Origin of the sequence: Brachybacterium massiliense, assembly GCF_900184245.1 — a bacterium.
In the GTDB taxonomy this organism is placed as follows: Bacteria; Actinomycetota; Actinomycetes; order Actinomycetales; family Dermabacteraceae; genus Brachybacterium; species Brachybacterium massiliense.
In genome coordinates this window covers 303,212-325,387 of the sequence record NZ_FXXB01000006.1, presented here as the reverse complement: position 1 = coordinate 325,387, position 22,176 = coordinate 303,212, and the positions used below count along the sequence as shown (strand labels likewise).

The 22,176-nt window shown below is 68.1% G+C and carries 24 protein-coding genes and 1 pseudogene; 13 read left to right on the top strand and 12 right to left on the bottom strand.

Annotated elements, in window-relative coordinates; translation table 11 throughout:
- Positions 1–62 precede the first annotated feature (62 nt).
- Positions 63–422: an ACT domain-containing protein gene (locus BN4251_RS05965; protein WP_087484200.1), complete on the bottom strand. Its 360-nt coding sequence runs from the start codon at positions 420–422 to the stop codon at positions 63–65.
- A gap of 656 nt (positions 423–1,078) precedes the next feature.
- Here BN4251_RS05965 and BN4251_RS05955 point away from each other — a divergent pair.
- Positions 1,079–1,681 carry a TetR/AcrR family transcriptional regulator gene (locus BN4251_RS05955; RefSeq protein WP_342744512.1) on the top strand — a complete coding sequence of 201 codons (603 nt, stop codon included), beginning with the start codon at positions 1,079–1,081 and terminating at the stop codon, positions 1,679–1,681.
- Positions 1,678–2,262 carry a hypothetical protein gene (locus BN4251_RS05950; RefSeq protein WP_212647590.1) on the top strand — a complete coding sequence of 195 codons (585 nt, stop codon included), beginning with the start codon at positions 1,678–1,680 and terminating at the stop codon, positions 2,260–2,262. The genes BN4251_RS05955 and BN4251_RS05950 overlap by 4 nt, the downstream gene beginning before the upstream one ends.
- A 326-nt stretch (positions 2,263–2,588) precedes the next feature.
- Here the strand turns inward: BN4251_RS05950 and BN4251_RS05945 are convergent, their stop codons facing one another.
- The 3 genes from BN4251_RS05945 to BN4251_RS05935 form a co-directional block, all read right to left on the bottom strand.
- Positions 2,589–3,755 carry a low temperature requirement protein A gene (locus BN4251_RS05945; RefSeq protein ID WP_087484198.1) on the bottom strand — a complete coding sequence of 389 codons (1,167 nt, stop codon included), beginning with the start codon at positions 3,753–3,755 and terminating at the stop codon, positions 2,589–2,591.
- A 102-nt stretch (positions 3,756–3,857) separates the two neighbouring features.
- Positions 3,858–4,187: a nuclear transport factor 2 family protein gene (locus BN4251_RS05940; protein ID WP_087484197.1), complete on the bottom strand. Its 330-nt coding sequence runs from the start codon at positions 4,185–4,187 to the stop codon at positions 3,858–3,860.
- A 29-nt stretch (positions 4,188–4,216) separates the two neighbouring features.
- Positions 4,217–4,972, bottom strand: coding sequence for an SDR family oxidoreductase (locus BN4251_RS05935; protein WP_087484196.1), 756 nt, complete (start codon positions 4,970–4,972; stop codon positions 4,217–4,219).
- 63 nt (positions 4,973–5,035) lie between these two features.
- Here BN4251_RS05935 and BN4251_RS05930 point away from each other — a divergent pair, with 63 nt between their 5' ends.
- On the top strand, positions 5,036–5,725 hold the full coding sequence (locus tag BN4251_RS05930; protein ID WP_087484195.1) for a TetR/AcrR family transcriptional regulator: 690 nt from the start codon (positions 5,036–5,038) through the stop codon (positions 5,723–5,725).
- A 165-nt stretch (positions 5,726–5,890) separates the two neighbouring features.
- Here BN4251_RS05930 and BN4251_RS05925 read toward each other — a convergent pair.
- Both BN4251_RS05925 and BN4251_RS18980 read right to left on the bottom strand, forming a co-directional pair.
- Positions 5,891–6,994: pseudogene (locus tag BN4251_RS05925) on the bottom strand (ISL3 family transposase); the annotation flags it as partial.
- Positions 6,958–7,185, bottom strand: coding sequence for a transposase (locus BN4251_RS18980; protein WP_087484194.1), 228 nt, complete (start codon positions 7,183–7,185; stop codon positions 6,958–6,960). The pseudogene BN4251_RS05925 and the gene BN4251_RS18980, both read right to left, overlap by 37 nt.
- A gap of 232 nt (positions 7,186–7,417) precedes the next feature.
- On the opposite strand from BN4251_RS18980, the gene BN4251_RS05915 reads away from it, so the two are divergent.
- Both BN4251_RS05915 and BN4251_RS18640 read left to right on the top strand, forming a co-directional pair.
- The gene (locus BN4251_RS05915) at positions 7,418–7,867 is read left to right on the top strand and encodes a hypothetical protein (protein ID WP_087484193.1); all 450 of its coding nucleotides are present in this window, start codon (positions 7,418–7,420) and stop codon (positions 7,865–7,867) included.
- A 558-nt stretch (positions 7,868–8,425) separates the two neighbouring features.
- Positions 8,426–8,593 carry a transposase gene (locus BN4251_RS18640; protein WP_342744514.1) on the top strand — a complete coding sequence of 56 codons (168 nt, stop codon included), beginning with the start codon at positions 8,426–8,428 and terminating at the stop codon, positions 8,591–8,593.
- Between the two features lie 300 nt (positions 8,594–8,893).
- Here the strand turns inward: BN4251_RS18640 and ychF are convergent, their stop codons facing one another.
- The 3 genes from ychF to BN4251_RS05895 all read right to left on the bottom strand — a co-directional run bounded on the left by ychF (position 8,894) and on the right by BN4251_RS05895 (position 11,984).
- Entirely contained in the window at positions 8,894–9,979 is a 1,086-nt protein-coding gene (ychF, locus tag BN4251_RS05905) for a redox-regulated ATPase YchF (protein ID WP_087484192.1), read from the bottom strand.
- 72 nt (positions 9,980–10,051) lie between these two features.
- On the bottom strand, positions 10,052–10,876 hold the full coding sequence (locus BN4251_RS05900; RefSeq protein ID WP_087484191.1) for a hypothetical protein: 825 nt from the start codon (positions 10,874–10,876) through the stop codon (positions 10,052–10,054).
- Positions 10,877–10,952: 76 nt separating this feature from the next.
- Complete coding sequence (locus BN4251_RS05895) at positions 10,953–11,984, bottom strand: WXG100 family type VII secretion target (RefSeq protein ID WP_087484190.1); 1,032 nt, start codon at positions 11,982–11,984, stop codon at positions 10,953–10,955.
- Positions 11,985–12,136: 152 nt separating this feature from the next.
- On the opposite strand from BN4251_RS05895, the gene BN4251_RS05890 reads away from it, so the two are divergent.
- Both BN4251_RS05890 and BN4251_RS05885 read left to right on the top strand, forming a co-directional pair.
- Positions 12,137–12,541: a hypothetical protein gene (locus tag BN4251_RS05890; protein WP_140398396.1), complete on the top strand. Its 405-nt coding sequence runs from the start codon at positions 12,137–12,139 to the stop codon at positions 12,539–12,541.
- A gap of 71 nt (positions 12,542–12,612) precedes the next feature.
- Positions 12,613–13,824, top strand: a complete 1,212-nt coding sequence (locus tag BN4251_RS05885) for a DNA recombination protein RmuC (protein ID WP_245810217.1) — start codon at positions 12,613–12,615, stop codon at positions 13,822–13,824.
- A 43-nt stretch (positions 13,825–13,867) separates the two neighbouring features.
- On the opposite strand, the gene BN4251_RS05880 is transcribed toward BN4251_RS05885, so the two are convergent.
- A complete protein-coding gene (locus BN4251_RS05880) occupies positions 13,868–14,881 on the bottom strand; it encodes a 4-hydroxy-3-methylbut-2-enyl diphosphate reductase (protein WP_087484187.1) in 1,014 nt (337 codons plus the stop codon).
- 126 nt (positions 14,882–15,007) lie between these two features.
- Between BN4251_RS05880 and xseA the strand changes: the two genes are divergently transcribed.
- Positions 15,008–16,336 carry an exodeoxyribonuclease VII large subunit gene (xseA, locus tag BN4251_RS05875; RefSeq protein ID WP_245810216.1) on the top strand — a complete coding sequence of 443 codons (1,329 nt, stop codon included), beginning with the start codon at positions 15,008–15,010 and terminating at the stop codon, positions 16,334–16,336.
- Positions 16,333–16,656, top strand: coding sequence for an exodeoxyribonuclease VII small subunit (locus tag BN4251_RS05870; protein WP_087484186.1), 324 nt, complete (start codon positions 16,333–16,335; stop codon positions 16,654–16,656). The genes xseA and BN4251_RS05870 overlap by 4 nt, the downstream gene beginning before the upstream one ends.
- 67 nt (positions 16,657–16,723) lie before the next feature.
- Here BN4251_RS05870 and BN4251_RS05865 read toward each other — a convergent pair whose 3' ends face one another.
- Positions 16,724–17,353 (bottom strand): DUF4245 domain-containing protein, encoded by a 630-nt coding sequence (locus BN4251_RS05865; protein WP_245810215.1) that lies wholly within the window; start codon positions 17,351–17,353, stop codon positions 16,724–16,726.
- A gap of 166 nt (positions 17,354–17,519) precedes the next feature.
- On the opposite strand from BN4251_RS05865, the gene BN4251_RS05860 reads away from it, so the two are divergent.
- From BN4251_RS05860 to BN4251_RS05845, 4 genes are all read left to right on the top strand, one after another.
- Entirely contained in the window at positions 17,520–18,431 is a 912-nt protein-coding gene (locus tag BN4251_RS05860; RefSeq protein WP_087484184.1) for a carbohydrate kinase family protein, read from the top strand.
- A gap of 121 nt (positions 18,432–18,552) precedes the next feature.
- Positions 18,553–19,968, top strand: a complete 1,416-nt coding sequence (locus tag BN4251_RS05855) for a class II fumarate hydratase (RefSeq protein WP_087484183.1) — start codon at positions 18,553–18,555, stop codon at positions 19,966–19,968.
- Between the two features lie 333 nt (positions 19,969–20,301).
- Complete coding sequence (locus tag BN4251_RS05850; RefSeq protein WP_140398395.1) at positions 20,302–20,661, top strand: hypothetical protein; 360 nt, start codon at positions 20,302–20,304, stop codon at positions 20,659–20,661.
- A 19-nt stretch (positions 20,662–20,680) separates the two neighbouring features.
- A complete protein-coding gene (locus BN4251_RS05845; RefSeq protein WP_212647589.1) occupies positions 20,681–21,031 on the top strand; it encodes a MerR family transcriptional regulator in 351 nt (116 codons plus the stop codon).
- Positions 21,032–21,067: 36 nt separating this feature from the next.
- Here BN4251_RS05845 and BN4251_RS05840 read toward each other — a convergent pair whose 3' ends face one another.
- The gene (locus tag BN4251_RS05840; protein ID WP_245810214.1) at positions 21,068–21,868 is read right to left on the bottom strand and encodes a PDDEXK family nuclease; all 801 of its coding nucleotides are present in this window, start codon (positions 21,866–21,868) and stop codon (positions 21,068–21,070) included.
- Between the last annotated feature and the right edge of the window lie 308 nt (positions 21,869–22,176).

The window sequence follows — 22,176 nt, the reverse complement described above, 5'->3', positions numbered from 1 at the left end:
CGACCAGTCAGTCATTCACGCGTCGGAGCGGTGCTCGCCCCAAGCATCCGCCAACTCGGCGTTCACCGCGGACCCGTCGTGCCTGCGGAACACCCACCCATGACGAGCACTTTCCGGTTCCGATGGTCGGAGTACTGCGCGACAAGTTCGTCACCGCGCCCTGCGAACTCGGCCATCAGGTGCCCCAATGCCCCGGGCACATCCGCGTCCAGCTCCGCGACCACGACCGGGCGCACCTCCACGTTCACGTATCCAGCGTCGGCCAGCACCGCCTGTGCTCGATCCCCGTCCTCGACGAGGTAGCGCGCGACGCCTTCCCACATTCCCCCACCCTCGAGACCGATCCCCGCCTGCCCCAGCACCCGAGCCACCTCGGCCAGCTCCCCGGCAGTCGTCACGCCGCGAACGGCAACGTCGTTCACGGGATCACCTCGATCGTCGGATCCACGCGGACCTCGCTTCGGAGAGAGTTCGCGATGTAGCAGTGCTCGTGCGCCTGATGGACGAGAGGGACAACGTCCCCAACGCGCGCTCCGCGAACGCGGATCACCGGACGAAGCTCGATCTCCGTGATCGCAACCGGATCCGGCCCCAGCGGCATCGCCCCACGCGCCGCGTCCACGTACGACACCACGTCGACACTCGCGGGCTACCGCACCGAGGAACGAGAGCATCTGGCAGGAGCTCGCGGCCAGGACGAGCAACTGCTCGGGGTTCGTGAGCTCGGCATCGCCCCGGAACTCGGCGTCCGCGCTCACAGCCAAGTCCTGGGTCGCGGTGAGCGTGGCGGCGTGCTCGCGAGAGAAGGATCGGTAGCCGCCAGCGGTGGTGCCCGTCCATTCGATGGTCGTCATGTACTCGTGTTCGGTCATGGAACCACGCTAGAAGCGGGACACTTCGGCCCGAACCGGGCCATCGCACAGGCGAGAAGCACAGGGCCCCGCCGATCATGAAGATCGACGGGGCCCAGCGGGGTCAGCGCAACTCACACGTTGAAGCGGAACTCGACCGAGTTCCGGCACGGACGAACATCTGGCACACCTTCCTCGCAATCCGATACACTCGTATCGATTAGGAGGTGCCAGTGAGCCGAGGTGTGGGGCGGGACCACGAGACAGTGCGCGGCGCTATCGCTGCCGCAGCGTGCGCACTGGTGGCGGAGGAAGGTGCCGGCGCGTTGACGGTGCGACGAGTTGCTGCCGCTGCTGGGGTCTCGCCCGGCCGGGTTCAGCACTACTTCCCCGACCGCACTGCTCTGATGCTCGCGGCCTTCGACTCGGTACAGCACGCCGTTGCCGCAGAGGTGGCCACGGCCGTCGGGGAAGCCGCCGCGCCGGAACAGGTGTTGACCGCCGTCCTGCGCGCGATGATTCCCACCGCCGACACAGCGATGCGACGACTGCGGGTGGTGGCGCAGTTCGAGTCGCTGGCGCTCACGGAGGACATCCTGGCGACGAGGATCCGCGAGGGGCACGCCGAACTTCTCGCCTTCCTCGAACGCCTCCTGGAATCCAGCAGGATCCGCCTTGACTCGAACAACACCGAAGGCACTCTTCAGGGACTCCTTGCTACGGCCGAAGGGCTCAGCGGGCAGGTTCTCCTCGGCCAGTCGTCGCCCGATCGGGCGCTCGCGCTGCTGCAGACATCCATCGACGACATGTTTCGAGGAGTCGCATCGTGACCGCGCAATCATCAACGACGCTGAGGCCCCTCCGGTGGGGAGCCGGCCTCATCCGGGGGAGATTCGAGGTGCACCGGAACGGACATCACTACGTCGTCGACTCCGGGTACCTCGATCTCGATGAGCGCATCTCCCTGTACCGCGACGGTCGCCTCGTCGACACAACGCGACGCAAGGCCTCCTTCCCCATCGAAGACGGCGCGCACATCGAGGCAGCTGTCGCAAAGCTCGGGATGAAGTACGTACGCATCCGCGAGGCAAAGGCACGGGAGACCCAGCCGCTGACCCCTGCTGCGGGCACCGCCGAGGCTTGGCGAGCGAACCTCGACCGACAGCACCCCGCAACCAGTCGAGCAGTCGGAATCGTTGCCACCCTCATCGTCGTGGGGGTGCTTCTGCTCGAGCTTCCTCAGCTGATCAACCTCGTCGGTCTGCTGACGTCGTACGTCGGGCTCCCAGTATTCGAGATCCCGGCGATCCGCCTCGCGGGTTGGCAGAACCTCCTCGTCATCATCGCCGGAGGCCTCGCGGCGATCGAACGAGGGCTGAGCATGAGATACAGCCCACTCTTGGACGACTGAACCCCCGCTGGTCAACGCGATAGGCAGCCAATCGCCTCACACATTGAACCGGAACTCCACCGAGTTCCGCTACAAACCAACCTCTGACGATGAGTAGTCAAGTTGGCAGCGCCAATCATCCCGCGGGTCAGAGCGTTGCTCTGATCCGTTCGTACAGTGCACGGCCGAGACCAGGTGCGCATAGCCACCGGCGACGCAAAGGACCATTCTCACCGCGATGCGGTCGGCCAGCTATGACCGAGGATCGCAGTTGAAAAGCAAAGCGCGTCGCTCGCTCCTGAGCACCGCGATCGGGTGCAGAAGGATCTCAGATAGAGGTTGCCAGGTCAACGCCGGTTATCGAGCGCCGACTGTTTCGATGTCGTGTACGCGGTGTGGGCGGCGAGAATAGCCGTCACGGAGAGTACAGCGACGCTCAACGCAATCACCGGCAGGTGATCGATCAGCAGCATCGCGGCGATCATGATCCCCACCAGCACGGCTGCTGCGATGAATCGTGACCGTGCGAGGCGTCCGAATCGGGACCGGAGGAACAGCAGGTTCCCTGCCAGGTATACGAGCGGACCTGCGGCCGTCACGAGAACGATTGCGGGCGTGAGGTGGTCGTGGGAGAGCCGCAGCTCGATGGAGACGGCGACGAGGATCGCGCCCAAGACCATAAAAGCATGCGCATAGGCGTAGGCCGATCGGAGAGCCCCAGTTGACGAGTCCCCGCCGTGGGTATCAGGGCCAGCGAGGGCGAAGTAGTTCCACCAGAGCACGAACAGGGACGCGAAGCCGACGATCAAGCTCAGAGCGAGGCCGGGGGTGAGCTGCCCGTGGGAGACGATGCTGCCGCCCATGAGCAGGATGGACTCGCCCAGGGCGATGATGAAGACGAGACGGTTGCGCTCGGCCAGGTGCTCGGCGTCGGTGTCCCACTGGTGCATGGGGGCTGCGCCGATACCGGGGATCCGGTAGTGGGCGAGCGGGGCCGCGTAGTCGATGAGCACCGCGATCAACCAGAGACCCAGCCGCCACTCGAGGGGCAGTGCCGCACCGAGGACCCAGAACATGCCGGCCAGCAGGGTCCACAGCAGCAGCATGCGGTAGTTGGCTGCGAGCTGGTGGCCGCGGTAGGTGATCATCATGAACATAGGACGGAGGAGGCCCATGAACAGGTAGCACCCGACGAAGAGCCAGGCTCCGTCGCCGAAGGCGCTGGGTATAGCGATCGACATGCCCAGTGCGGCGAGCATGAGCACCCCGGAGAGCAGCTGCACTGGGGTGCGGCTCGGATCCAGCCAGTTCATCGCCCAGGCGGTGTAGTTCCAGCCCCACCACACCGCGGCGAACGCCACGATGGTCTGGGCAGCACCCTCCCAGGAGAGGTGCTCGATGAGCAGGTGCGAGAGTTGGATGATGGCGAAGACGTAGACCAGGTCGAAGAAGAGCTCGACGGGGCCGACCTCGGATCGACGGTGCCCGATGCGGGCGAGCGGGACGGTAGTCATGGTTGGTGAATCTCGTATGTGTGGTGTGGGGGCCTCGAAGACGACAGCGACGAGCGGGCGTCCAACTGGCTGGACGCCCGCTCGAGACGCTCGTGCCGGCTCTCAGCCTTCGCGGATCGTCATCTTCACAAGCTTGTCGCCGTCGACGTCGAAGACGAACTTCGAGCGGCCGTTCGCGTGGTTGGAGCGCCAGTCGCCGATGACGGTGATCGTGCTAGCGGCGATGTCGACCTCCTCGACCGCGAGGGTGCCGCGCGAACCGATGAACTCCTTGTCGCTCCAGGCTTTGATCTGCTCGCGCCCAGTGAAGTCGCGGCCCCAGTCGTCGACGGTCCCGTCAGGAGCGAAGGCGTCGAGGAAGGCTTGTTCGTCGTGGTCGTTGACCGCGGTGATGAACGAGGCCACGGGTTCGGGGATGGTGGGTGCTGCCATGGGGTGCTCCTTATTTCGTAGGGTCGAGCTCAGCGGGTGGTGTAGCCGCCGTTGGCGAAGATCGTCTGGCCGGTGATCCACCAGCCCTCGGAGGCGAGGAAGCGGACGATCGGGGCGATGTCCTCGATCTTCGTGAGCTGACCACCCATACCCTGCGACTTGTGGAACTCGACCCGCTCCGGGGTCTCCTGGCCGTAGAAGAACGGCGTGTCCATCGGACCGGGCGCGATCGCGGTGACGGAAATGCCTCGGTCGGCGAACTCCTTGGCCGCGGCGCGAGTGAAGTGCTCCACCGGCGACTTGCCTCCGGCGTAGGTGGAGTAGCCGTCGGTGAACGCGGCCAGCAGCGCGGTGACGATGGTGATGATCTTGCCGCCGTCGGCGAGGTGCTTGCCGGCCTCCTGGATGAAGAAGTAAGCGGCCTTGGAGTTGATGTCGAACATCGAGTCGTACTCGTCCTCGGTGGTCTCCACGATCGGCTTGCGCAGCACCTTGCCCGCCGTGTTCACCGCGACATCGATCGCCCCCAGAGCCGCCTCAGCGTCGGCGAACAGTTCGGCCACGTTCGCCGGAACCGTGAGGTCCCCCTGAAACACCGCGCCCTTGCCTCCAGCCGCTTCGACGGCGGCCAGCGTCTGCTCCGCGTCCGCGCGACTGGAGTCGGAGTTGTAGTGGATCGCGACGTTCGCGCCGGCCTCGGCTGCTTGACGAGCGACCAGCCCGCCGAGGTTCTTCGCGCCGCCCGCGATCAGGACGTTCTTGCCGTTGAGCGTGTGATCGGCCATGACAGCCCTCCATATCGTTGGTATGCAACAGTATTACTCTGCTACATACGCTAACGTAGCACTATGACAGGAGCACCGACAAGCGATACACGGGAGCGACTGATAGCGGCAGCCGCCGACCTCATCGCCGCCGCCCCCGGCGAGGAGTTCTCCCTGCGCGCGGTGTGCGACGCAGTCGGGGTGAAGATGCCGACGCTCTACCACTTCTTCGGCTCCAAGCAAGGGCTGATCGACGCTGTCATCGAGCACGGGTTCGACCTCTACCTGAACGAGAAGTCGTCGATGGAGTCCTCGGGCGATCCCATCCAGGACATCCGTGCCGGCTGGGATGCCCACGTCGCCTTCGGTCTGGCCAACCCCGGGTTCTACACTCTGATGTACGGGAAGGTCCGCCCTGGGCACTCCCCCGAGGCGCAGTCCCGTCCCAGCGAGATCCTGCGCGCGCTCACGGCGCGGGCCGCCGAACAGGGCAGGCTTCTGGTGCCCCCTGAGCAGGCTGCCGCGCACATCCTAGTGACCAACATCGGCGTCACGCTGCGCCAGATCATCCTGGTAGCGCCGGATCCTGCCCTGTCTCAAACTGTCCGCGAAGGTGCTATCTCGGCGATCACCGGCAAGGGAACACGAGCCAACGACTCGCTCACCACTGCCATCGAGCTCGCTGCAGCACAACCAGATGTCCTCGGCAGGGCGGAGACCCAGCTCCTCATCGAATGGCTCGGCCGGTTGAGCAGGGTTGAGAAGCTGCAGTAGGCGAGTGCCACGAGCTTCGGAGAGGCACAGCGGTTCAGGAGGTAGACAAGAGACCTTCTTCGATCAAACCAACGCCGTGCAAGCGGGCAGGATTCACGCCGCGCGTACAGAGTGCCTAACTGGCTCTTCGCGGTTCGTGGTGAATGACCCTGCGGTGGCGGGTATTCACGCTACGGTTCTCGCGGCGCTGGTCAGCAGGATACGGGTCCGGTAGTTCTCGGCGTTGCGGAATCCGCGGCCGGTGCGTTTGATGTTCTTGATGCCGGTGTTCGCTGCCTCGACGCGGGCGGTGGTCGCGCCGCTGACGATCAGGACTTCAATCGCGTCCCACCAGGCCACGACGGTGTCGTAGAGCTTGATCGCCTCGGGCATGTTTGCGATCTGGGCGAAGTAGCCCATCCGCATCCGTTCGTCCCAGGCCTGGGCGAGGGTGTCGGTGGTCAGCAGGCGCCGGAGCTTTTCCTTGATGCCCCAGGCGGCCGAGAGCTCGTCGGTGGGATGATCGGTGCGGAATACGTGCTCAAGCCGTTCCCAGGCGCGAGGGGTGAGGGTGTCCGCGCCGCGCAGCAGCAGCATCCTGTGGGCCCAGGCCGGATCGTCCTTGCGGCCCCGACGACCACGGTGGATGCGTGTCAGGCGCTGACGGACGGTGGTGACCATGTCGTTGCCCAGTTTCACGAGGTGGAACTTGTCGACCGAGACTGCGGCCCGGGGCAGGTAATCCCGTAGTGCCTTGCGGAACGCGGCTGAAGGGTCGATCGCGACGATCTCGATCCGCTCCCGCCAAGGCTCTGAGCGCTGGCCGAGCCAGTCACCGACCGCAGCGGGGTCGCGGCCGTCGACTATGCCGAGCACCTGCCCGGTGGCCAGGTCGACCAGCGTCGTCATCCACGGTTCGAACCGTCTCGAGGCTCCCTGATCGGTGCGGAACCAGCGCACCGTGCGGTAGCGGTGCTCATCGATGCCCAGGCGCGTCACCGGGACGTCGTCGACGGCAGGCAGGACGACGGCAGCAGCCGCCAGGGCGGCCTGGACCAGCCACCACGAGACGCCGTGGGCCCGGGCCACCTCCGAGGCTGCTCTGCCGGACGTGATCACGGCCGAGACGACCTGCTCCCGCAACCGGGTCGTCGAGCGTGCGTATCGCGGGACCTGCTCGGTGGACTCCCAGAGCGTGCCCCTGGTGCAGGCCGGCTCGAGGCAGAACCAGCGCCGCTTGGCCCACACCACCTCTATCGCCCCAGCAATCGGAACGTCCCGAATCTGCTGGTCCCAGGCCGATGGCCCTCGTCGATCTCGGCCTGCACGACCCAGTTCCTCAGAGTCTCGGGATTAATCCCGAGCTGCTCGCCCACACGACGGAACGTGCCTGACTTCGTCGCTGGATCCCGTCGTGCGTCCACGGCAACCCTCGTGGCCCTCTCCCGAAGCTCATCGGGGTACTTCCTCGGTGCTGCCATGCTCCTCATCCTCCCGTAGATTCAGAGCCTCCACCAGACTCGGGGCGATACACCCTTGTCCTCCTTACGCACCAGCACCACGCAAAAGACCAGACCACCTAGTCTCACCGCCCCCTGCACCGCCGCGATTCATTCGAGGCTCCGGTTGCGAGGTGGGGCTTTCGCGTTACAATTAAGTCAGAATCCTCGATCGTTGCCACGATGATCGAGGCCCGCACGGAAGGCGCACCCCATGTCGGAACAGATCACCGGCGAGGTCTCCATTTTTCTCGACGCTCTCGGCCAGGGAGTATTTGGTGCTGGCGGTCTTGGTCTCCTGGGCCTCGTCGGACCCAGTTACGAGGATGACCTGTTTCCCGAAGGGGAAATGTATCGAGAATTTACAAACCAGGGCGTCACTGTTCTCTACGAGGGCGTGCCTGATTCACCGCTCGCAAAGGCTGTATTCATTTCCATCAACGACAGCGATAGTAGCGGAACGTACCCAACTCCCAATAGCCTCATCGACGGTCTCGAGCTCACCAGCACAGATCGCAAGACTGTCACGTCCTTCTTTGGTGATCCCGTGATATCGGGCGGAGCATTCGACGTGTTCGCAGCCGGTAACAAGTTCTTGCACTTTGAGTACGATGGCGAAGCACCGAAAACGATCACGGCGATGAGCGAGGTCCCAGGACTCTAGGTCCCCCTCACTCGCTCGAAGGGCCCAATAGCTCAATAAGTCTGGGAATGAGGGGGATGATCGCGGCTTTAAGGGCGACGGGCGAGCGTCGACGAAACGGATTGATTCCAAACAGATTGCGCGCATGTCCGCGCAATGTATCCACTCGCTGGCCACCCTTCAGACCCACCACCCCCCCCCCCCGGTTTGCGAAAAAGCAATACTGATATGCGGAGTTTGCCTCTGGCGCGGGAAACCGCGAGCTTCGAGGGCATAAAAAATCTCGTTTACCGGCCATTCCTGTTCAGGCGATAAATTTAATACAATGCCCTGCGGTGACGCCACGAGCATCTTCCTCACGCGTACGTTTTTAATAGCCTAACCACGCAACACCCGTGGGTTGCGCATGATCATCGCGGCTGACTGAACGAAACCGAGCCGATCACAGTGGCGATGTCAAGGCGTCGAAGGCCTCCAGCCTGGCTATCAACGACTCACAGATGAACAATGGAGCTGGATCGAGCACATCGTTCATTCAGAAGAGGGCCCTCGCCGCGGGCGTCCACACACTGACGCACGATCGTCGACGCCGCTCTCTACAAGACCCGCACCGGCATCACGTGGCGCGAGCTCCCAGCAGAGTTCGGGCCATGGCAGACCGCCTTGCGCCGGCACCGCCAACTGATCGCGAGCTCCCAGTGGGACGAGATCACTCGCACTCTGGCGGAACGAGACCTGCTCCAGTGAACCGCGGCGTCGTCGAGGCGACCGACTATTGAGTCAGGCTGCTTATTGAGTCAGCGCACCTGCCGAGAGATCGCGCGTCGAACGACTCGAACCCTCCGCAGCATTGGCCAGCCGAGGCTGCGTCCCAGAGGCGCTCCCGCACCGCAGAGAGCAGAATCGGCCCCTGCGGAAGATCCGCAGGGGCCGATCAAAGTCCCAGGTCAGCGGACCAAACGCTTAGCAACTGATGGTAGATCGGAACTCGTCCGCCAAGCCAAATCGGAAGCCGCGAAGGCAAAACCCCTGGTCAGACGCGCTTTTTTAGACATTAAACCTGAATTCAACCACATCCCCGTCGCGCATGACGTATTCCTTGCCCTCCATGCGCACCTTGCCCTTCGCCTTGGCTTCAGCCATGGAACCCGCCTCGACGAGCTCGTCGAAGGAGACGATCTCGGCCTTGATGAAGCCGCGCTCGAAGTCGGTGTGGATGACGCCGGCGGCCTGCGGGGCGGTGGCGCCCTTGGGAATCGTCCAGGCGCGGGACTCCTTGGGTCCGGCGGTGAGGTAGGTCTGCAGGCCCAGGGTGTCGAAGCCGACGCGGGCGAGCTGGTCCAGGCCGGACTCCTCCTGGCCGGTGCTCTCGAGCATCTCGGCGGCTTCGTCGGCGTCGAGCTCGATGAGCTCGGATTCGAACTTCGCGTCGAGGAAGATCGCCTCCGCGGGGGCCACGAGGGCGCGCATGCGCTCCTGCATCGCGGTGTCCGCGAGGCCCTCCTCGTCGGTGTTGAACACGTAGATGAAGGGCTTGGCGGTCATCAGCTGCAGCTCGCGCAGCGCGGTGACATCGATGCCCGCGGCGTCCGCGCCCTGGTAGAGGGTCCTGCCGGTCTCCAGCAGGGCCTTGGCCTTGATGACGTTGTCGAGCACTGCCGAGTCCAGCAGGCCGCGCTTGGTCTCCTTCTCCAGGCGTTGCATCGAGTTCTCGATGGTCTGGAGATCGGCGAGGATCAGCTCGGTGGTGATGGTCTCCATGTCGCCAGCGGCGTCGACGGAGCCCTCCACACGGGTCACGTCTGGATCGGCGAAGGCCCGGGTGACCTGGCAGATGGCCTCGGCCTCGCGGATGTTTGCGAGGAACTTGTTACCCAGGCCCTCCCCCTCGCTCGCGCCCTTGACGATGCCGGCGATGTCCACGAAGGACACGGTCGCGGGCAGCAGCTTCTGGCTGCCGAAGATCTCGGCGAGCTGCGCCAGGCGCGGGTCCGGCAGCGGCACCACGCCCACGTTGGGGTCGATGGTCGCGAACGGGTAGTTCGCCGCGAGGACCTCAGCGCGGGTCAGGGCGTTGAACAGGGTGGACTTGCCGACGTTGGGCAGACCGACGATTCCGATAGTAAGAGCCACGGGAGGTGAGTCTACGGGACCGGGCTCCCCCGAACCGCCCCGCGACGGGTGAGATCGCGGACCCTGCCGGGGTCAGAGTCCGGACACCTCGGGGATCGCGGCGGCGATCAGCGCGACCAGGCCCTCCGCGCTGACCTCGCGCACCTCGGTGCTCTCGCTCATCGCCTCCGGGGTGTCCATCGCGAGCACGGCCTCGGAGGTGGCCATCAGGCTGACCTGGGCTCCCGCGCCCTCGGCGCCCGCGGCGGTCATCACCGTCATCGCCCGGGTGTCGGCGAGCTGCTGGGCGATCGCCTCGCCGGGTGCCTCGAGCGTCGCCGTCGGCCCCTCGAACACCACCCGGTCCTCGCTGCCCGCGACCTGCGCCTGGTCGATGTACCGGGCCAGGCGCTCCGGCAGCGCCGCGCGGGTGGGGACGCTGAAGTGGTGGTAGCCGTCAGCGGTGACGAGCTCCTCGAGCACGCCGCCCTCGGGGAACACGTAGACCGTGATCGAGGTGGACTGCTCGGCGACGCGGCGGGTGAGGTTCATCAGGGCGCGGGGCGCACCGCGCAGGGTCATCAGGCCCGCGAGGGTGCGGTCGAGCTGCACGGCGCGGGCAGGGGCTGACTCGCCGGTGGAGAGCTGCTCCCCCTCGGGCTCGGCCGGGGTCTCGTCGAGGGTGACCAGGCCGCGCGCGATCAGCGACCGCAGCGCGATCGAGGCGGAGACCTCGCCGGCGGTCTCGAGCTGATCGAGGAACGGGGATCCGCTGATCTGGACGGCGTCGGCGCCGCCGAGGGCGACGAGCTCCTCATCGGTGAGCACCGCGAGGACCGACGGCGCCTCGGAGGCGGCGGCGAGGATCTCGTAGGCGCCGGCGGCATCGCGTTCGGTGAACAGTGCGGGGTTGCTCATGGCCTCATCCTATGGGTGCGGGCGGGGGTCTTCTGCAGTGTGCGGGCACGGGCCCGACGGGGCACGAGCTGCGAGCTCAGAACCCGAAGGCGTCCCCGAGCCGGCCCAGACCGTCGCTCACGCTCGAGGCGACATCGCTGATCCCGTCGGAGATGGTGTCTGCGGCGTTGCCCACGGCGTCGCTCACGCTCGAGGCGGTGTCGGTCACGAAGTCGACCCCCGAGGAGACGGCGTTGCCGACGGTCTCGGTGATGCCGTCCCAGTTCTCGTAGATGGTCTTGCCGATGTCCATCCCGGCGGAGACCAGGCCGAGGCCCGCACCGACGGCGCCGACGATCGGCGCCGCGGGCCCGGTGAACGGCGCGGCGATCATCAGCCCGCCGCCGATGGTCGAGATGATCCCGCTGGAGCGGTCGTACCAGTTGTCCGCCGTGGCGATCTGGTGGATGCCCATGCCCACGTCGAGGAAGGGCAGCGCCTTGCCGATGCCCTTGCTCGCCGTCTGCAGCCACGGGGCGACGTCGTCGAGCTTGTTGAGGACCTTCAGCGGCTCCCAGCTGCCGAGCGAGGTGGGCAGGCCGAGCTTGCCGAGCAGCTTCTCGGCACCCGCCTGCCACCCCTTGCCGCCCTTGAAGAGCTCATCGAGGTAGGACTGCTTCCACAGGCCCTCCAGACCGTGGCGCGCGAGATCGGCGAACTCGTCCGCGGCCGACGGGATGCGGCCGAGGAAGTCGGTGAGGGACTTGATGCCCTTGTAGATCCCCTGCCCGTCCTTGATGAGGTCCTTGAGGAACCCCAGCGGGCTGAACGGCGCATCGACGCCCCCGTTGCCGCCGTCGACGCTCGAGGCGGTGTCCTGCTCCTCGGCGTGCTGACGCAGCTCCTCGCGGTGGCCGGTCAGCTCCTCCGAGCGCAGCTGGAACAGGTTCGAGGTCTGGCTGGACCAGGAGGCACGGAAGCGCTCCGCATCGGCGCCGCGCCAGATCTCCTCGTTCATCACCAGCGGCTCGAGCGAATCGCGGAGCGCGAGCAGCGCCTGAGCTCGCTCCGCAACACGCTCGGAGTGCGCGCGCAGCGCGTCGGTGTCCGCCCCCATGAAGCCGTTCATGTCCACCCTCGAGATCGCTTGTCGGCCAGTATCGGACGAACCCCTGCTCGTCCTGCCTCACCACGGTAGAACCCGCGCCCGAGGAAAGCGATGGGGAGAACTGCCCATCGCCTCCCCATGCCGCGCGCCGCCCGGTCCCTAGACTCGGGGGCATGACAGTCAGCCGCGCCGCCATGTCCTATGCGACCGCACTCAACCGCAACGAGCTGTTCGAGAGTCCGGGCCTGCGCCGTGACATCCCCGCCCTGCTCCATCCCGAGGAGGAGGTGCTGCTGGTGCTGCCGGGCGTGGCCGGCGACTTCCCCGACGTGATGATCGCGACCGCCGCCCGTTTCCTGCTGGCCTCCGTGGCCGGCCCCATGAAGAAGGCCAAGATCAAGCGTGAGGTCCCTGCCGCCGAGGTGACCGGGGTCCAGTACCGTCCGGGCGTGTTCTCCCGCCTGAAGGTCACCACCTCGGGCCGCGACCTGAAGATGATGCCCCACCGCAAGGCGGATGCCGAGCGCTTCGCCCGCGAGTTCGAGCACCTGCTCCGCACCGGCACCCTGCCCTCCTGAGACGCTCCGCCGCAGCGGGCCCTCAGGCGTGGCGCAGCTGGAGTGTCCCACCCCTGTGATCTGCTGACGGCATGAGCGGAACATTGATGCTGCTGCTGGGCCTGGCTCTCGGCGCGACCCTCGGTGCGGTCGTGACCTGGCTGGTGATGCGCGAGCGCGCCCGGGTCGCAGAGGCGCGCCTGCGCACTTCGGCCGACGCCTCCGGGCAGCTGCTGCGCCTGGCCGACGAGCGTCATGAGCGGGACGTCGCCCGGCGCGACGCCGCGGAGGAGGAGCGCGAGGCCGAGCTCCAGCGCACCCTCGCCCCGATCACCGCGACCCTCTCCCAGCTCGAGCGCGCGCTGGCCCGCTCCGAGGCGGCGCGCATCGACGCCGAGGGGGCGCTGCGCTCCCACCTCACCCAGCTCGCGCAGCGCGCGCAGTCCCTCGAGACGGGCACCAGCGCGCTGACCGCCGCGCTGCGCGCACCCACCGCGCGGGGCCGCTGGGGAGAGGTGCAGCTTCGACGGATCGTCGAGGCCGCGGGCATGCTCGAGCACGTCGACTTCACCGAGCAGCTCTCCGGCACGCGGGCCGACGGGAACGCCGGGCAACGCCCGGACCTCGTGGTCCACCTCTCCGGGGGCCGGCGCGTGGTGGTCGACGCGAAGGCCCCGATGGACGCCTACCTCGATGCGACCGAGGAGATCGATCCGCAGCGCGCCGCGGCGCGCCGCAAGGCCCACGCGAAGGCGCTGCGCCATCACGTCGGGGTGATCTCCGCGAAGGCGTACTGGAAGGCGCTCGGAGACACGCCGGAGTTCACGGTGCTGTTCGTGCCCAGCGACGGCGTGCTCGCCGCCGCGCTCGAGACGGACCCCGACCTGCTCGAGGACGCCTTCACCCGCGAGGTGGTGATCGCCTCCCCCGCCACGCTGATGGCGCTGCTGCGCACCGTCGCCCACACCTGGCGCACGGACGCCCTGAACCGTGATGCGAGGGAGGTGCTCGATGCCGGTCGCGAGCTGCATCACCGCCTGGGGACGTTCACCTCGCACCTGAGCAAGGTGGGCCGCTCCCTGGATTCCTCGGTCGCGGCGTTCAACGAGGCGGTGGGCTCGCTGCAGTCCCGGGTGATGGTCACCGCCCGGCGGTTCGAGGAGCTCGAGCTGACCGGCACCGCGCTGGACGAGGTCGAGCAGCTCACCCGCCGTGCCCGCACCCTCGAGGACGAGGAGATCGCGGAGCTCGCCGATCCGGGTACGCGCAGCTCCGGCCAGCACGAGCACCGCTCGGCCGGCTGACCTCCGCCCTGCGGCGCAGGGCGTCAGCGCTCGGGGTCGAGGCTCAGGACTCGGCGGTCGCGGACTCGCCGGTGGGCTTCTTGCGGGTGTCGGCCACGCCGCGGTTCTTCATCTCCTGGCGCAGCTCGCGCGGCAGGGAGAACATGAGGTCCTCGGTGGCGGTGCGCACGGGCTTGACATCGCCGAAGCCGCGCTCGGCGAGCACGTTCAGCAGCTGCTGGACCAGCACGTCCGGCACCGAGGCACCGGAGGTCACTCCCACGGTCTCGACGCCCTCGAACCACTCGTCACGCAGCTCGTGGATCGAGTCGATGCGGTGGGAGGCCTTGGCCCCGGCCTCCTTGGCGACCTCCATCAGGCGCACCGAGTTCGAGGAGTTCGGGGAGCCGACCACCAGCACCAGATCGGCGTCGGGGGCGATCTTCTTGATCGCGACCTGACGGTTCTGGGTGGCGTAGCAGATGTCATCGCTGGGCGGGGACTGCAGGGTGGGAAAGCGCTCGCGGAGCTTGTCGACCGTCTCCATCGTCTCGTCGACGCTGAGGGTGGTCTGGGACAGCCAGACGACCTTCTCGGGATCGCGCACGGTGACCTTGTGGACGTCATCGGGAGAGTTCACGACCTGCACGTGATCGGGGGCCTCGCCCGCGGTGCCCTCGACCTCCTCGTGGCCCTCGTGGCCCACCAGCAGGATGTCGTAGTCCTGGCGGGCGAAGCGCACCGCCTCCTTGTGGACCTTGGTGACCAGGGGGCAGGTCGCATCGATGGTGCGGAGGTTGCGCTCCTCGGCCATCTCGCGCACCTTCGGGGAGATGCCGTGGGCGGAGAAGATCACGAGCGAGCCCTCGGGGATCTCGTCGACCTCCTCGACGAACACGGCGCCCTTCTCCTTCAGGCGGTCCACGACGAACTTGTTGTGGACGATCTCGTGACGCACGTAGATCGTCTCGTCGTAATGCTCCAGGGCACGTTCGACGGCGACGACGGCACGATCGACTCCCGCGCAGTAGCCGCGCGGCTCGGCAAGAAGGACGGTTCCGGTGCTCACGCCTCCCATCGTAGGAGCGGAAGCACGCTGGTGGGAGGGTGGTGGGGCAAGACTCACCATCCCTCCACAGGCCGGGCGCATCCACAGCGGCCGGGGCGGCGCTCGGCTGTCCGGTGCTCGTGCCAGAGTGGACCCATGACGCAGACTCCCGAGCCCGGCACGGACGGCGGCGCGGCGGCGCGGCCCGCCCTCGCCGCCACCGCGGCGCAGACCACTGCGGAGAACCCCTGGCCGCTGCGGCAGCTGTCGGTGAAGGTCGGCGAGTACGTCGCGCGCATGTCCCCGCTGTGGGTCGAGGGCGAGATCGTGCAGCTGAACCGGCGCCCGGGCTCCGGGCTGAGCTTCATGACGCTGCGCGACATCGACGTGGACATGTCCTTCTCCGTGCCCGTGCGCGAGCACGTGCTGCGCGCCCTGCCCGTCGAACCGGTGCCCGGTGCCCGAGTGGTGATCCATGCCAAGCCCACCTTCTGGACCAAGCGCGGCACGCTCCAGCTGGAGGCCGACGACATCCGGCCCGTGGGCCTGGGCGAGCTGCTGGCCCGGCTCGAGCAGCTCAAGCGCGTGCTCGCCGCGGAGGGCCTGTTCGCCGCCTCGAGGAAGAGACCGCTGCCGTTCCTGCCGCGCGTGGTCGGCCTGATCTGCGGCCGCGAGTCCGCGGCGGAGCGCGACGTGGTGGTCAACGCCCGTCGTCGCTGGCCCGCTGTGCAGTTCGAGATCCGGGAGGTCGCCGTCCAGGGCGCCAAGGCCGTGCGGGAGGTCTCCGCGGCGCTGCGCGAGCTCGACGAGCGTGAGGAGGTCGACGTCATCATCATCTCCCGCGGCGGCGGCTCCCTCGAGGACCTGCTCCCGTTCTCGGACGAGCAGCTCACGCGACTGGTGGCCGGCGCGCACACGCCGATCGTCTCGGCGATCGGTCACGAGGTGGACACCCCGCTGATCGACCTCGCCGCGGACGTGCGCGCCTCCACCCCCACCGACGCCGCCAAGCGCGTGGTCCCCGACATCCAGGCCGAGATCGAGCAGCTCGACCTGGGTCGCACCCGCCTGCGCTCTGCGATCCGAGCCCGGATCGAGCGCGAGCAGTCCGCGCTGGAGGCGATGCGCTCCCGCCCTGTGCTCGAGAACCCCTCCACCATCCTCGCCGGCCGTGCCGACGAGATCCGCTCCCGGATCTCGCTGGCCCGCACCCTGATCGGCTCCCGCCTCGACCGCGCGGCCGACGAGATCGACCACCTGGGCCGTCAGGTGAGTGCCCTCAGCCCCCTCGCCACGCTCGAGCGCGGCTACGCGGTGGTGCAGGACGCCGACGGCACCATCATCCGCGACCCCGCCCAGCCCGCCACGGGCGAGGCCCTCTCGGTCCGCGTGGCCGGAGGCCGCTTCGGGGTCGAGCGCACCGCGCCCGCACAGCCCGCCCCGCCCGCAGAACCCGGCCCGTCCGTCCCCGAGGAGAACCGATGACCACCAGCAGCCCCGAGAACGACTTCACCGCCGCCGAGGGCGACCCGTCGCAGGCAGCGCCCGAGGCTGTCACGCCGAAGGAGGGCGAACAGCCCCTGCCCGCGGACATCGCCGAGCTGTCCTACGAGGCCGCGCGCGACCAGCTCGTCGAGGTGGTGCGCCGGCTCGAGTCCGGGCAGGGAGGGCTGGAGGATTCGATCGCGCTGTGGGAGCGCGGCGAGATGCTCGCCCGCCGCTGCCAGCAGTGGCTGGACGGCGCCCGCGAGCGCCTCGACGATGCGGTGGCCGCGCGCCGCTCGGAGGACGCCTCCGAGCGCTGAGCTGCCGCACGGCTGAGCAGTCGGCGGCGTCGCGATGGAGCGGCGGAGACGTGGAGCGGCGGACCGATCAGCCGATCGAGGTCAGCGCCGCCTCGGCGAGCTGCTCGAGCTCTGCCCGATCCGCGTCACCGTGCACGAGCAGCCCGAAGTCCTCTCCCTCGCAGGAGATCCCCTGCTGAGGAGCGTCCTGCGGGCCACCGCTGAGCACGGAACATTCCGCGCCGTCGATGGTCAGCTCCTCCACGACGCTGCTGCCGGGCAGTGCGGAGGAGAGCATCGGAGCGCTGACCTCCGTCTCCTGAGTGAGGGTGACCAGCTGCTCCTGCGGATCGCTGTACTGGATGATCCAGCGCGGACTGCCCCCGTCGGTGAAGCGGGCGGAGCGTTCCGTCCAGCCGTCCCCGACCTCGGGAACCGCCACCGTGAACGGTGCGGTGCGCTGGGCGCGCTCCGCGCTCGCGGACACGTCCAGCTCGGAGTTCTCCAACGGCTCGCGCTCCAGATCGCTGCCCACCCCGAAGAACCCGATGCCGATCACGACCACCACCGCCATCGTCAGCGCGAGCGCCCACACCATGTTGCGCAGAACGGTGTTCTTCTTCGTGGGCAGCTCGTACGCGGACTTCGGCTGCGGCTGCGGCGCCGGGGGCTCGTTCCGCTCCGGCGATGCAGAGGTGGTCTCAGGGGCATCGTGCATGCGGCCCATTGTCCCTGTTCGCTCCTGCGAGGTCGCTCAGGGTGAGGCGCCCCACCGCGTCGACCGCGCCACAGCCCTGCAGTGCGCCGCCGCAGCGGGCTGCTCGAGCTCGGGACACCTCACCGCCCTGTTCGCCCGAGCCCGGGAAACCTGCGATGATCGAGCGGTGACCGCGACATTCCTCATCGCCGGAGAAGCCCTCACCGACATCGTCGTCGACGCCGACGGCGCGCGTCATGAGCACCCCGGCGGATCCCCCATGAACGTGGCCGTGGCGCTGAGCCGCCTCGGCCATCCCACCGAGCTGCTCACGCGCATCGGCGACGACGCGCGCGGCGATGCCATCCGAGCCCACCTCGAGGAGTCCGGCGTGCGCCTGACCCCGGGCAGCTCGGTCGCCGCCGCGACGTCCACCGCGCTCGCGCAGCTCGATACCACCGGCGCCGCCACCTACGAGTTCGACCTGCTGTGGGATCCGAATCCCGCGGGGCTCCCCGAGCAGGTCGATGCCGTGCACACCTCCTCGATCGCCGCGGTGCTGGAGCCCGGCGCGGCCACCGTGCTCGATCTGCTGCGCAGCCGACGCGACTCCGCCACCATCAGCTATGACCCCAATGCGCGCCCCTCCCTGATGGGGAACGCCGCCGTGGCCCGTGAGCGCATCGAGGCCAGCATCGCGCTGTCGGACGTGGTCAAGGCGTCCGACGAGGACGTCGCCTGGCTCTATGACACCGACGACGTCGAGGACGTGGTCGATGGCTGGCGCGCCCTCGGCCCGGCGCTGACGGTTCTGACCCGCGGCGGCGAAGGGGCGGTGGGCTTCGCCGGCTCCGGCCGCGTGCAGGTCTCCCCCGTCGTGGTCGAGGCGGTCGACACCGTCGGCGCGGGCGATACCTTCTCCGCCGGGATCCTCGATGCGCTGGCCGGCAAGGATCTGCTCGGCGCGGTGAAGCGCCCGGCGCTCACGGCGTTGCCGAGCGACGAGGTGGCCGCCGTGCTCCAGCACGCCGCGCGGCTCGCCGCGATCACCGTCTCCCGTGCCGGGGCGAACCCGCCCTGGAGCCACGAGCTCACCTGACCGACGCTCCCGGCCGCACCGCATCCGGCGTCCGCATCCCGCGCACCGCGCCTCGCAGAGCGCCCCATCCCCGATCCGTTCCCACCGACAGTCCGCACGACAATCCCGAGGGAGGCCCTTCATGAACCAGTCCACGCCCGCCGCGCAGCAGGACGGCTACCGCATCGAGCACGACACGATGGGCGAGGTGCGCGTGCCCGCCTCGGCCCTCTACCGGGCGCAGACGCAGCGCGCGGTGGAGAACTTCCCCATCTCCGGTCAGGGCCTCGAGCCCGCGCACATCCACGCTCTCGCCCAGGTGAAGAAGGCGGCGGCCCGCGCGAACAAGGACCTCGGAGTGCTGGACGGCACGATCGCCGATGCGATCGTCGCCGCGGCCGACGCCGTGATCGCCGGTGAGCACGATGCGCAGTTCCCCGTGGACACCTACCAGACCGGCTCCGGCACCTCCTCGAACATGAACATGAACGAGGTGCTCGCGACGCTGGCCACGCAGTCCGGTGTAGAGACCCACCCCAACGACCACGTCAACTGCTCGCAGTCCTCCAACGACGTGTTCCCCACCTCCGTGCACGTGGCCGTGACGCAGGGCGTCATCGAGAAGCTTCTGCCCGCGCTCGCCCACCTCGCCGAGTCTCTCGAGGCGAAGGCCGAGGCATGGAAGCACGTGGTCAAGGCTGGCCGCACCCACCTCATGGACGCCACCCCCGTCACCCTCGGCCAGGAGTTCGGCGGCTACGCGGCCTCGATCCGCTACGGCATCGAGCGGGTGGAGGCGGCGCTGCCCCGGACCGCCGAGGTCCCCCAGGGCGGCACCGCCGTGGGCACCGGCATCAACACCCCGCTCGGCTTCCCGCAGAAGGTCATCGCTAACCTGGTCGAGCAGACCGGCCTGCCCCTGACTGAGGCCCGCGACCACTTCGAGGCCCAGTCCAACCGCGACGGCCTGGTCGAGATGTCCGGTGCGCTGCGCACGATCGCCGTCTCCCTCACTAAGATCTGCAATGACCTGCGCTGGATGGGCTCCGGCCCGAACACCGGCCTGGGCGAGATCGCGATCCCCGATCTGCAGCCGGGCTCCTCGATCATGCCGGGCAAGGTCAACCCCGTCATCCCCGAGGCCGTCCTGATGGTGTGCGCGAAGATCGTGGGCAACGACGCAGCGATCGCCTGGGGCGGCGCACAGGGCTCCTTCGAGCTGAACGTGCAGATCCCGCTGATGGGCACGAGTCTGCTGGAGTCCGTGCGCCTGCTGGCCAACGCCTCCACCGTGCTCGCCGACAAGACCGTCGACGGCCTGGTCGCCAATGAGGAGAAGGCCCGCTTCTACGCCGAGGCCTCCCCCTCGATCGTCACCCCGCTGAACAAGCTGATCGGCTACGAGTCCGCGGCCAAGATCGCCAAGCACGCGGTGGCCGAGCGCATCTCCGTGCGCGAGGCCGTGATCGCCCTCGGCTTCTTCGAGCGCGGCGAGCTCACCGAGGAGCAGCTGGACTCGGCGCTGGACGTGCTGTCGATGACCGCGCCGAAAGCCTGATCCGCAGCTGCGGCGGAAGGTGCGGCTCGGCCCCTGCGGTCGTGACGGCGACTGAGCCGCTGCGGCGATTGCACCGGCCGTCCTCGCGAGGAATGGGCGCTCCACCTCCGGGTGGGGCGCCCTTCGCAATGCCACATCGCACGCACGGGTGCCCCGCGTGCCGGTCCCCCCATATACGGCCCCTCCAGCACGAATAACACCACCCCGCGCAGCTCAGCCCTGCCCTTGCCGTGCGGGACCGCACCCCTGCCGACTCTGCTCCGCCCACCCGCCGGTGCTTGACCTGGAGCGCACTCCAGGGAGTTGGCTCAGGGCATGTGGATCCTTCTGCTCGTGCCCTTCGCACTCCTCGCCCTGTCCCAGCTTCTCGCCCTGGTGGCCTTCGCTCAGGCCGCACCCACCACCGGGCTCTCCTCGGCGGCGCTCGGAGTGCCGCTACTCGCCTATCTCGGGGCGGCCCTGCTGAGCGTGGGCGCCGTCGGCCTCGCGGCCGTGCCCGAGCGGATCTCCGCCGCGGGACCGCGGGAGCCTCTGATCGCGGTAGCGACGCTCGCCGGTCTCCTGATCTGTGCGGCACCGCTGGTATGGGGGCGCTCCATCGGGGAATTCCATCTCAGCCACCATCTGGTGCGAGCCGCCGGCGTGGCGCTCGCACTCGTGCTGTACTCCTGGTATGTCACTTCCCATAGGTGAAGTCTCCCGACTCAGTGGAGTGAGCCCCGATGCGCTGCGCTTCTACGAGCGCGAGGGGCTGCTCCCAGCGGTACCTCGGAGCAGCGGCGGTGCCCGACGCTACGATCCAGCCGTCCTCGACCAGCTGAGGGTGATCACCGCGCTGCGCGGCATCGGCTTCGGACTTGCCGAGGTGCGTGACCTGCTCGGAGCGAAGACCTCCCCTACTGTGCGCGGTCGCGTCGCCGCGGCCCGCGCGAGCCTCGAACGGATGGACGAGCTCCTGGACGAGAAGGAGTGCCGCCTCGCCGACGCCCGTACGCAGCTCGCGTCATGGCGCGCCGAGCTCGACGCGGGAGAACCCTGGCCCGATACCCCTCTCCCCTGGTGAACATCCGCGTTGACCACCCGCGACGCTCCTGCTCGCTCACGGACGTGGCGCGTCGAGGTGATCGCCACGTCGGAGGATTCCCAGCAGCATCTTCTCGGTGCTCTCCCAGTCCAAGGACACCTGTTCCCATGACAGCCTGGTCACACGGAAACCACGTGAGGTGAGGTACAGGTCGCGCGCACGATCCTTCGCATAGCTGAGCGGGTCGTCGTGGAACTCGCGGCTGTCACACTCGATCACCCAGCTCCTTCCCACCAGCAGGTCCATCCTGCGCAGACCATCCGGGAACCGGGCCTGCGGCGTCACCGGGAATCGCCGGGACTCGAGCCACCACCGCACGAGCGTCTCGGTCCCGGACTCCGCATCAGATCGGAGCCGTGCGAACCGCCGACGCAACCGCACCGGCAGCGACGCCACGATCTGCTCCACGGCTCTCGGAGTGAGCTTTCCTCGGTGCATCGCGGACTCGAAGAGCACCGCCGCCTTCTCGACCGGGAGGCAGCGGGCCGCGTGGGCGAGCACCATGTCCAGGTCAGGGACGGGATCGTGGTTCGGCCATGCAGTCAGGTGAGGGCCGTGCAGGATCAACTGCTCCTTCCTGCCCAAGGTGATGATCTCGGACTTCCGACGACGCACCGGATAGGCGGTCCGGCCCGTCAACGTCGGGTCGGTGAGCGGCCGACGGGGACGGAAGACGTGGGTACCGCCATGGACCGGAGTCCAGATTCCGTGGAGCGACGCGGCGTCGAGGCAGGTGGGCCGGAGACCGAGCTCGAGCAGCGCGACGATCCCGGGTGGTGCGCCCGCCCTGAGGTACCACGGAGCGACGGTCGACACCGCTCCGGTCCGCACCCAACGTCGAAGATCCTTCGACTGCGCGCCCCTCGCGCGAATGAGGCTCTGGTGCTCGATTCCGCTGATCTTCACCTCATCGATCTGACCACTTCGCGTGGCGAGCTTACAGAGGCCTCACCGGAATGTGCACGGCGTGGAGGTGGGGAGGGGCAGTGGGACTGACGGCCGCCGCGCACGCTGAGGTGGGGAGGAACCGTGGGACTGACGGCCGCCGCGCACGCACGGGTACTCAGCGTGCTCACGACCCCGCATACGGTCCCCTCAGCACACTCAGCACCACTCCTCGCGAC

What these genes read in the sequence shown, in the direction of transcription:
- BN4251_RS05945 (WP_087484198.1), bottom strand. Translation starts at nt 3,755, where the DNA reads ATGACTACCGTCCCGCTCGCCCGCATCGGGCACCGTCGATCCGAGGTC.
- BN4251_RS05940 (WP_087484197.1), bottom strand. Translation starts at nt 4,187, where the DNA reads ATGGCAGCACCCACCATCCCCGAACCCGTGGCCTCGTTCATCACCGCG.
- BN4251_RS05935 (WP_087484196.1), bottom strand. Translation starts at nt 4,972, where the DNA reads ATGGCCGATCACACGCTCAACGGCAAGAACGTCCTGATCGCGGGCGGC.
- BN4251_RS05930 (WP_087484195.1), top strand. Translation starts at nt 5,036, where the DNA reads ATGACAGGAGCACCGACAAGCGATACACGGGAGCGACTGATAGCGGCA.
- BN4251_RS18980 (WP_087484194.1), bottom strand. Translation starts at nt 7,185, where the DNA reads ATGGCAGCACCGAGGAAGTACCCCGATGAGCTTCGGGAGAGGGCCACG.
- BN4251_RS05915 (WP_087484193.1), top strand. Translation starts at nt 7,418, where the DNA reads ATGTCGGAACAGATCACCGGCGAGGTCTCCATTTTTCTCGACGCTCTC.
- BN4251_RS05900 (WP_087484191.1), bottom strand. Translation starts at nt 10,876, where the DNA reads ATGAGCAACCCCGCACTGTTCACCGAACGCGATGCCGCCGGCGCCTAC.
- BN4251_RS05895 (WP_087484190.1), bottom strand. Translation starts at nt 11,984, where the DNA reads ATGAACGGCTTCATGGGGGCGGACACCGACGCGCTGCGCGCGCACTCC.
- BN4251_RS05890 (WP_140398396.1), top strand. Translation starts at nt 12,137, where the DNA reads ATGACAGTCAGCCGCGCCGCCATGTCCTATGCGACCGCACTCAACCGC.
- BN4251_RS05885 (WP_245810217.1), top strand. Translation starts at nt 12,613, where the DNA reads ATGAGCGGAACATTGATGCTGCTGCTGGGCCTGGCTCTCGGCGCGACC.
- BN4251_RS05880 (WP_087484187.1), bottom strand. Translation starts at nt 14,881, where the DNA reads ATGGGAGGCGTGAGCACCGGAACCGTCCTTCTTGCCGAGCCGCGCGGC.
- xseA (WP_245810216.1), top strand. Translation starts at nt 15,008, where the DNA reads ATGACGCAGACTCCCGAGCCCGGCACGGACGGCGGCGCGGCGGCGCGG.
- BN4251_RS05870 (WP_087484186.1), top strand. Translation starts at nt 16,333, where the DNA reads ATGACCACCAGCAGCCCCGAGAACGACTTCACCGCCGCCGAGGGCGAC.
- BN4251_RS05865 (WP_245810215.1), bottom strand. Translation starts at nt 17,353, where the DNA reads ATGCACGATGCCCCTGAGACCACCTCTGCATCGCCGGAGCGGAACGAG.
- BN4251_RS05855 (WP_087484183.1), top strand. Translation starts at nt 18,553, where the DNA reads ATGAACCAGTCCACGCCCGCCGCGCAGCAGGACGGCTACCGCATCGAG.